The organism is Paenibacillus sp. 01L418 (genome assembly GCF_056400045.1).
Genome location: NZ_JBFTSN010000248.1, coordinates 1 through 9,521 on the forward strand (window position 1 = coordinate 1; position 9,521 = coordinate 9,521).

The 9,521-nt window shown below is 44.4% G+C and carries 7 protein-coding genes and 1 pseudogene; 1 reads left to right on the forward strand and 7 read right to left on the reverse strand.

Annotated features, from left to right (window positions below; all coding sequences use genetic code 11):
* Positions 1–159 precede the first annotated feature (159 nt).
* Together AC1DSE_RS23305 and AC1DSE_RS23310 are read right to left on the reverse strand one after the other, a co-directional pair.
* Positions 160–996 (reverse strand): class I fructose-bisphosphate aldolase, encoded by an 837-nt coding sequence (locus tag AC1DSE_RS23305; protein WP_339208100.1) that lies wholly within the window; start codon positions 994–996, stop codon positions 160–162.
* Between the two features lie 35 nt (positions 997–1,031).
* Positions 1,032–1,907 carry a class II fructose-bisphosphate aldolase gene (locus tag AC1DSE_RS23310; protein ID WP_477509235.1) on the reverse strand — a complete coding sequence of 292 codons (876 nt, stop codon included), beginning with the start codon at positions 1,905–1,907 and terminating at the stop codon, positions 1,032–1,034.
* Positions 1,908–2,187: 280 nt separating this feature from the next.
* On the opposite strand from AC1DSE_RS23310, the gene AC1DSE_RS23315 reads away from it, so the two are divergent.
* Positions 2,188–3,672: an FGGY-family carbohydrate kinase gene (locus AC1DSE_RS23315; RefSeq protein WP_477528261.1), complete on the forward strand. Its 1,485-nt coding sequence runs from the start codon at positions 2,188–2,190 to the stop codon at positions 3,670–3,672.
* Between the two features lie 803 nt (positions 3,673–4,475).
* On the opposite strand, the gene AC1DSE_RS23320 is transcribed toward AC1DSE_RS23315, so the two are convergent.
* The 5 genes and pseudogenes from AC1DSE_RS23320 to AC1DSE_RS23340 all read right to left on the reverse strand — a co-directional run.
* Positions 4,476–5,216 carry an S-layer homology domain-containing protein gene (locus AC1DSE_RS23320; protein ID WP_477509236.1) on the reverse strand — a complete coding sequence of 247 codons (741 nt, stop codon included), beginning with the start codon at positions 5,214–5,216 and terminating at the stop codon, positions 4,476–4,478.
* A gap of 306 nt (positions 5,217–5,522) precedes the next feature.
* Positions 5,523–6,392, reverse strand: a complete 870-nt coding sequence (locus AC1DSE_RS23325) for a YitT family protein (protein WP_339208096.1) — start codon at positions 6,390–6,392, stop codon at positions 5,523–5,525.
* A 993-nt stretch (positions 6,393–7,385) separates the two neighbouring features.
* Positions 7,386–7,685 carry a hypothetical protein gene (locus AC1DSE_RS23330; RefSeq protein ID WP_477509237.1) on the reverse strand — a complete coding sequence of 100 codons (300 nt, stop codon included), beginning with the start codon at positions 7,683–7,685 and terminating at the stop codon, positions 7,386–7,388.
* A gap of 96 nt (positions 7,686–7,781) precedes the next feature.
* Positions 7,782–8,756, reverse strand: coding sequence for a formylglycine-generating enzyme family protein (locus tag AC1DSE_RS23335; protein ID WP_477528262.1), 975 nt, complete (start codon positions 8,754–8,756; stop codon positions 7,782–7,784).
* Between the two features lie 154 nt (positions 8,757–8,910).
* A pseudogene (locus AC1DSE_RS23340) lies at positions 8,911–9,521 on the reverse strand (sulfatase); the annotation flags it as partial.

The window sequence follows — 9,521 nt, forward strand, 5'->3', positions numbered from 1 at the left end:
ATTCTGTCGCAGGCAGATGCGCATCGCATACATGTGTAATCTCAGGAATATAATCCACATTGCTCAAGTGGCACCAACGCGCTGAGGCGCTTRCAAATTCTTTTCCCATTAACCCACAGCCGATAACGCCGAAGCGAATGACTTTTTTCGCCATGTCGATTACGCTCCTTTCAAAATAGCTAATGCTTGCTCAGGCGTCGCGCCTTGGTGAACTACAGCCATAAATGCGCGAGTCATCGCCTCTGGATTATTATGTTGGATGACATTGCGTCCATATACAATTCCTGAAGCTCCCTGCTGCATAAGTGCGTAAGTTCTCGACAATATTTCTTCGTCAGAAGCCCGTCCGCCGCCACGCGGCAATACCGGCTTGCCTGATGCCGCTTCTACAACCTTATGATAATCCTCTACGTTATCGCATGGATCGGCTTTGATAATATCCGCGCCAAGCTCCGTACCTTGACGAACAAGCGGAACGATCTTCGTAATGTCACCGTCGACCATATAGCCGCCTTTTTGCTCATTCGGAAGCATAACGAGCGGTTCAACCATAAGTGGCATGCCATAACGCTCACATTCCGTTTTCAGCTTTGATATATTTTGCACGCATTGACGATGAAGCTCCGGTTGTCCCGGCAGAAGCAGCAGATTTACAACGACACATGCTGCGTCCAGGCGAACTGCTTGTTCAACCGGATTATGAATGAGTTCACTGAATAAGTGTGAAGGAAGCTTCGTGCCGTATACGTTAGCAACATCTGTACGCAGCACGAGTGAAGGCTTTTCTTTGCCTGGAATAGCTTGAAGATGCTCTGCTTGACCAACGCTAAGCTGTATCGCATCGGGATTGGCACGTACAATGGTTTCGATTGCTGCTTTCATATTCTCAATGCCGGCCAAGAATGAATATTCATTGAAAAAGCCATGATCGATCGCGACATCAAAGCACTTGCCTTGTTCACTAAATAAACGATTTAAACGAGCGGTAACGGACATATTTGACACACCCCATATACTTGTTTTATTGATGATTACGCTTTGTTGCTGCTGCGGAACGTGCGCATAATATGCTGCGCATCTTCTTTAAAGTCCTGAATGACATTCATCATGAATTCGTGATAGAACGTCTTCTCTTCGGACTCGATAAAACGTTCTTTAGCCCGGTCAACAACCTTAAGCGCCATCCCTGTGTAATAATTGATTTTAGACGCACCGTGATCGATCGACTTATGGAAGTCTTCCTCCGACAATCCAGACCCACCGTGCATCACAATCGGAACACCGGCCGTATTCCGAATTCGCTCCAAGCGCATTAAATCCAATACTGGTTTTTTCAAATAAACGCCATGCACAGTACCGAATGCAGCGGCAAGCGCATCAATACCGGTTCGCTCAACAAACTCCCTTGCCTGCTCGGGATCGGTATAAAGCGAAGTATCGTCAATGATGGAATCATCATCTTCACCTTCCGCCCCGCCGCTTTTTGGCCGAGTTACGTAGCCGAGCTCTCCTTCCACCGAAACGCCAAGCGTTTTAGCAATCTTCACGACCTCTGCGGTTCTGCGAACATTTTCTTCATACTCATACTCCGAACCATCAAACATGATTGCGTTAAAGCCTAAATGCATCGCATTCGTTACCGCGGAGAAGCTCTTTCCGTGATCGAGAAGGATGCTGACCGGTACCTTGGCACGGTTCATCGCTTCTACCATAATGGGTGCAATCTGCTCGAGCGGTGTATACTTAAAATGAATTTCAGCATGGCATAGGATGACTGGCGACTGTTCATCCTCAGCGGCCTCAATGATTCCGCGAACCATATCTAAATTTATTGCGTTAAAGCATGGGACCGCATAGCCCCTATGAGAAGCATCCCGCAGCATTTCACCCATGGAGACTTTAGACAAATTACCTTCCACCTTTCTATCAGTCTATATTATTTAATGTTCGTTTCAAACATATTATAATTAATTCCTATGTAATAAGCAACCACGAAATTTAAATATTAAAATTCGTTTTTTTCGAATATAGCATTTCAAATAGCAGAATCCCATTAATATCGCTATATATCAAAGTTTTCAGCTATTTCGTTTAAAAGATTATTTCAAAATTTCTATTATACAAACAAACAAAAATTGTTTATAATAAACATACACTTATGATTGGAGGGATTATAAATTGTCACTAATGGGACTCGACATCGGAACGACTGGATGTAAGGCTTCGCTCTTTGATGAGGGCGGAACTCTTCTATCARCCGCGTATATGGAATACCCTTTGGAACAGCCTAAACCAGGAGCTTTTGAGCTAAATCCAGAACGAGTCTGGGAGTCCGTCAGACGGGTTATCGCGGATGTGCTCTTAGCTGTTCCCGGCGTCATTGTTCACGCCCTCAGCATTTCTTCCTTGGGTGAGACGGTTGTTCCCGTCGACCATCATGGAAATGTATTAAGCAATGCCATTTTGTATACGGATTCAAGAGGTATAGAGCAAGCTGCAATCATTGAACAAAAAATCGGTAAGGAAYGGACGATGGAGCTTACCGGAGTCCCTCTGCATCCGATGTTCTCCCTTCCGAAGGTCATGTGGATCAAACAATACCAGCCTGAGATTTACCAAAAAGTATGGAAATTCATGCCGTTTGGCGATTTCATCGCTTTTTTACTCACGGGTATTTCGGTTACAGACTACACCTTGGCCTCTCGCACCATGGCCTTTAATGTGTCCAAAAAAGAATGGGACTCTGATATGTTTGATGCCGCCGGAATTGAAGCAGACAAATTTCCTGACCTCATTCAGTCTGGTCAAATCATTGGCCCCATTCGCAATGAAATAAGACAATCGCTAGGCTTCCGTTCAGAAACGTTAGTTGTAGCCGGCGGCCATGATCAAGCCTGTGCAGCTCTCGGTGCAGGTATTTTACATAACAATCATGCGGTGGACGGTATCGGAACCGTGGAATGTATTACGCCTGCCTATTCTTCACCAATTCTGAATACGAAGATGCTCCAGTATCAATTCAATTGCGCACCGCATGTCATTGAAGGTTTATATTTGACATATGCCTTCAATTTTACTGGCGGTTCCCTTATTCGGTGGTACCGAGACAAGTTCGGTCAAATCGCCGAAGCAGAAGCCCGCAAATTAGGCATTAACGTTTACGACTATTTGAATTCAACATCTGCAACATCACCTACCGATTTGCTCGTGATTCCTCATTTTGCCGGATCGGGTACGCCATACATGAATCCCGAAGCCAAGGGTACGATTTATGGATTATCATTTGATACAGATTCCACCCATCTGTACCGAGCCTTAATGGAAGGTGTTACGTATGAATTGCGCTACAACCTCGAATGCCTTGCGGAAGCGGGAATTCCTATTGAGTCGCTGCGCGCGGTAGGCGGTGGGGCTAAATCCGACCTGTGGCTACAGATTAAAGCTGACATTATGAATTGTCCTGTAGAGAGATTAAACGTTAGTGAAGCTGGAACGATGGGTAACATCATTCTCGCTGGAAAAGCTTCAGGGGTTTACCAAACTTATGAGGAAGCCGTAAACATACTTGTCAAACCGCTGCGGATATTTTACCCAAGTGAATCTAATACGTCCCTCTATCAGGATCGCTATGAGAAATACAAAGTACTTTCACGAGCGATTTCAAACTTATAATTTTGTAAAAGAAACATTCCAGGTAGCAGCAACCAAGCTGCTAAGTCTGGAATGTTTCTTATTTTGAGTTTTATATTGTATTCATTGAATGCAAGCCTTAATAGGGCGAAAGCCATCAGCGTGAGTCCGACAAGCACAAGCCATTGGGTCGTTTTTCCCGCCTGCTTTACTCGACACTAGTCTGGATAAAAAGAAAACCTTGAAGGTTTCATCCCTCAAGGCCAGTTATCTTTTCACTTATTTTGTTATACAACTCAAGCCTATCTGCTTCAAGAAATTGTAATGCCAATTCGTTCACTGTACCAAAATCAGCATCTTCTTGATCAATTCCCCACCAGTTTAACAATACTTCATACCTTACTGTATTGGGCATTATGTTAATCGTATATTCTTTATCCTAAATTCAACAATTAATGACATTTCCCTGTACTCCGTCATTTAGATAATAAAAAGACCGATGATTTTCATCAGCCTTTTTCATCAATTATCTCTTCGCCTTATAAAACCATAGGTTCTAATCGAATGGCATCCGATGTTTGGGGACGAAATTCGCCCCCGCTTCGTACCCTCCCGCGAACCAAACTCTCGGGTCAGAATCCATATAACAGTTCACACAAGAAACGGAACAAGAAATGGTCAGAGTCTGCCTAAAATCGATATTGAAGGAGAATCTTTCCATGAAGCGAGCTCCAAAGAGGAACACTCACTTAAAATAAAGTTAATACTCATTAAAGTCAAAAATAAGCGATCCCCCATGATTAGGGAGATCGCTTTATCATTTTGAGAAACCAATTTTGTAGATCTTATTTTGTTCCTGGTATTTGTGGACTTGTTGACCAAGGCGATCTTTTTGAGTTTGTTTCTAAATCTTGATCTGGTTGTGGCGATGGAGCAGGATGTGCCTTAATGTAGTCGAGTACATTGTAGATTTGTTCCGCTGCCTCAGCGCGAGAGATTTCAGCTTTAGGATGGAAGTTCCCTTGTTCATCTAATTTCACTACGTTATAAGCAAGCGCGCGCTGGATGGATCCGTCATAATCAATGGTTATATCCGTGCTATCGTTAATCTGGGCAGGAACAAGCTTAATCTTTGGAAGATTGCCATGCGTTTCAATCGTGCTAATAAGCTGGTGAGTGAACTCTTCACGCGTCCATTTCTTGTTAAGATTCAGATCGGCTGGCAGTACGACTCCATTAACGCTTGCCGTAATTAAGGCATTCGCATACCAAGCATCATTGTCTGCGTTTTTGAAATAATCCGTAGCTTTAGGTTCTACAAGGAATCTTACTAAATCTAGATTCAAATTCGCAGCATTAACAATAAGCTGAATACCTTGTGCCGCTGTGATGGTTTCATTCGGGGCAAATAAGTCGTCTGAAATACCATGGACTAAGCCTTGTTCTTGTAAGGCAACAATTTTATCCTTTACCGCGATATTCGTTAGATCCGAGAAAGGGTTAGTAGCTGCATAGCTATGACCTACAAAGGTTAATGATAATGCGGTAATAGTGGACATAGTAATCATTTTGAATTTTGTTTTCATTTCTTTCACCTCGTAGCGTTTTTAGTTAAGATTCAAGCCTTTTATTCATTGTTTCTGATATCGCCCTTACATTAGTAATACAATCGAAGAGCCTATTATTTTTCACACTTAAAAATTTTTTTTATGGACGATAGTTAAAAAAAGGGCGCTAAGGCTATCGAAGAGTTCGAGATGAGCTAGTGAAGGCAAAATAAAAAGGAATGAACCCGGTACAGTACCGAAACTCATTCCCAGAATGTCGCCTAATAAAATAACCTGTCTAACTTATTTGATGTCACTTCAAAAGGGGTTAGAAATTGAAATTTGTTAGTGGATGTCCTTTTTCTTAAAGCTGCCACCTTTTACTTCAGCAACCTCATACACCATGATGAAAGCATTTTCGTCAATCTCACGAATAATTTCTTTCATTTTTCGCTCTTCCAGACGGTTAATGACGCATGTGATTTCTTTAAAATGCTCATTTGAATAGCCGCCTTGCACCACACTATACGTAGCGCCGCGACCCAAGCGATCGCGAATAGTGTCAATCATGCTTTCAGGATGCTTGGTAATGATCTTAAACGTTTTAGCTCCGCTGAGGCCTTCTTCGACGATATGTATCACCTTGGAAGCTATAAAATAAGCAATCCCCGATAATATAGCACCCTGCAAGCCAAATACGGTCGAGACGACGATAAATACGAATACGTTCAGGAATAAGATAAGATCGCTTGTACCGAAAGGAAGCTTACGGGAAAGCAATACCGCCAACATATCAATGCCATCCAGCGCGCCGCCGTTCCGAAGAGCAAGACCCATCCCTAAACCGATAATGATGCCTCCGACAACGGTGACGAGGAGCGTATCGCCTTCTACGATCGGAGTAATATGGTGCATAACGACGGTACCCACGGCCAGCGAAGCAATACCGATCACGGAATATATCGCGAAGCTTTTTCCAATCTGTTTATACCCTAAATATACGAACGGTATATTCAAAATCGCAATGAGAAGTCCCAAAGGCAACCCGAATAGATTCGACCCTACGATGCTAAGACCCGTCACGCCGCCGTCCGATACGTTGTTCGGAATTAATACTGCCTCAAGGCCATAGGCCGTAATAAAAGCACCGATGACAACGATGAGTCCTCGCAGCACCGCGACCAATACTGCTGTCTGTTTATTCTCTTTCTTCATTTTAAACCTCATTTCCTATTCTCGTTTCTTTAACTTCACTAAATGTAAACATTTTTCCCTTTAAAATTCTAAATATCTATTCGCCTAAAGTCAATTATTACATTCCTATAGTGGCGCGTCCACCCTATGCAACCTATAACAAAACGCAACCACATCATAAAAGAAGAGCAAATGCGACCTCGAACTAGGATTCTAAACCTACTCTCCATACAAAAGCTTTAAACACCCGATATGCTGTGTTTAAAGGCTTTAATTATTATGGATTCCGCCGGGTTCGAACCTTTGACCTCATCGTTGCCAATGGGATTGCAGCGTTATGTATTTGAAGTGAAATGTGGATAAGTTCAACTCATCACTAATATCAGCGCTAGAAATAAATTGGAGTTTAATAATGGATAACATTTGCTATTCCTGTATATTAATGAACGACTCCACTTGCGAGAGCTAAAATTAAAAAACACATAGGAGGAAGCTATTCATCTTTAAGCAAAACCGACCGCTCCTAATTCATCTTGCCTTTGTTTCCACGTTGACCACCAATTTGTCATAAGTAAAGGGACTAATGGCTGACTATAAGTTCGGCATCTCTCTGCGTTTGAAAAGAAGACGTATCCCTACGTCCTCTCTAACTGAATGCGATGTACAAGGTGCTAGCTACATTTTTTTCTGGGTGAACGGCTTCGTCTCACCTTAACGAGGTTACAGTTGTGCGTTTTGTACACAAGCGGCGCACTTGCCACCCTATTTTAACAAATGAAAATTTTTTAAGTTGCCATGCTGACCCATCGCATTCGCAAGTATAGGTGCCTAAACTTCGTCGATTACATTTTTCTAACTCCTCACTCTCTCATTATTTTTAAAACAAAAAAGGACAGAAATGAACATATCGTTCATCTTCTGCCCCCATAGGGAATTGACTAACGGATAACATGATTTCTCCATTCAAACAATTGTCAAAACAAGGCAGTAGGTACAGCCGACATGTCCGCGACCTCATACACCTTCAGATCCGAATACAGCAGCAGTAGCTTCGCTTTTTCGTTTCGGAAAATATTCAAATAAGTAGCAAGCGGCTCTTTCTTTCATCTCGATTATGATGCCTTGACCATTGCTCCAATAGTTGAAAAAATAACCCTGAATTAGATCGATATCCTTCTCATTCTCCAGCTCCAACCTCTGGTAATCAGGTATGATATTTTCCAGTTGATCATTTAATTTATTGGAGAAAATTCGCAGCAGGCTCGCCTGTGCGCCGAACGCTTCAGCACTAGAGCGACGACAAAAAATCCTCACGTTAATCGTGATTCTAAACACCATGATCACATGGCGTAATATTCACCGTTACCGTGAGGGTATTAAGCTACTCCATTTATTCCGTATCGATAGCCGTTAAGTTACTTTAGGGACTAGGTCCGCGGCCACGCGGAAGCCAATGTTGCCCGTTGAGCTGTCTTGTGTATTGCCGCTTCTCGCCGCTACCCTGTAGCGGTTGCAGTAGGAGCGGTGGCACAGATACGAGCCGCCTCTCATCGACCTTTTGCCTGTATCATGTGTGTATCGTGGATTCACTGAAGACGTTTGACGGTGATAGGCAGGACTGAACCAATCCGCACACCATTCCCATACATTTCCTGCCATATTATACAGTCCGTAACCGTTCGGATCAAACGACTTAGCAGGAGCAGTACCGATATAACCATCGCTTGCATTATTTTTAATTGGGAACTTTCCCTGCCATATATTGCACATATGCCTACCGTCCGGCTTGAGCAGGTCCCCCCAAGGATAGGTCMTGCCCTGTAAACCGCCTCGTGCCGCATATTCCCATTCCGCTTCCGTCGGCAGTCTTGTCCCAGACCAGGAGCAGAACGCCGCGGCATCATTCCAAGAGACATGAACGACCGGATGATCCATACGACCCTCAATGCTCGAATCCGGCCCTTCCGGGTTGTTCCAATTTGCTCCATCAACGACAAGCCACCAGGGGACTTGCCGAGGTACATTTTTAACCCTGATGTTCGTTTCATCTGAAACCAGCAAATGGAAAACATATGACCATCCATAGCTTTCTGCTTCAGTTCGATATCCGGTTGCATCCACGAATGCCCGAAACTGCGCGTTCGTCACGGGGCAAGCTGAGATTTTGAAGGCATCGAGTTCCACCCTCCGAACTGGACCTTCCCCATCGCTTGGAAACCCTTCGCTAGAAATTGTTCCCATTTCGAAGGAACCGCCTGGTATGATAGCCCAATCCAAGTCGATGTGATCCGGCTCCGGAACGGCAGTTTGTGACGGTGCTGGGACCGCTATAACACTGTGCTCAATGTTCGCTTGCAGCCTGCTTGCCGCACAGCAGGATTTCATTTGTTCCACTCCTTCGCCTCCCTCCACACACATGAAAGCCACCAGAAATCCTTTAAATCATTTTTTCACTGAAGTGAACAACTCTCTCATGAAAATTGATTTAAAAGGACTGCTGGCGTTTCTTCAAACATTAATTTTTTCAACATTTTCACTGCTACTTCTCTTGTGGATGTCTCTTTCTCAATTCCTCCACGTAACGTCCTCTGCCCGACTCGATAAGTCTTTCGGCATATTCGCTGAGATTGCCCTTGGCATGATAGGGCCCGCCTTCTCGTATGACGGTCCAGAGCGGGTCAACATCGTGCTCCATCGACATCATCATCTGATCATGCCAGTCGAGCAGGCGGTATGCAGCCTCTCTGCATATGTCAGGGCGGGCGGGAGCCAAGTTGTGCAGCTCATGAATGTCATCCTTGATATGAAACAACATCTCTTTGTCGAACAAATGATAGCCATCGTGGTAGGTGCGGATGTAGAGCCATTCGTCGAACCTTACGCTGCGCTGGCACACATGTGCACATTGCGAAATAATGAGGCTGTCGCGTCCCGTATCTTCGCCCGTCAGTATCGAGTCGGCATAACTGCGGCCGTCCCAGCTCGGCGCCTGCTGAAGTCCCAACAGCTCCGCCATCGTCGGCGGCAAATCCAGATGATAGTGAAGGCCTTTATCCACATGACCGGCTATGCAGCCCGGCCAGCGGATGATCATCGGGATCCGGCATGTCGCTTGGTCTGCCGTACCATGTTCGCCGTAGATGCCAAGCT

Excerpts from the sequence above, each read along its gene's own strand:
- AC1DSE_RS23325 (WP_339208096.1), bottom strand. The coding sequence starts at position 6,392 with ATGAAGAAAGAGAATAAACAGACAGCAGTATTGGTCGCGGTGCTGCGA.
- AC1DSE_RS23320 (WP_477509236.1), bottom strand. The coding sequence starts at position 5,216 with ATGAAAACAAAATTCAAAATGATTACTATGTCCACTATTACCGCATTA.
- AC1DSE_RS23305 (WP_339208100.1), bottom strand. The coding sequence starts at position 996 with ATGTCCGTTACCGCTCGTTTAAATCGTTTATTTAGTGAACAAGGCAAG.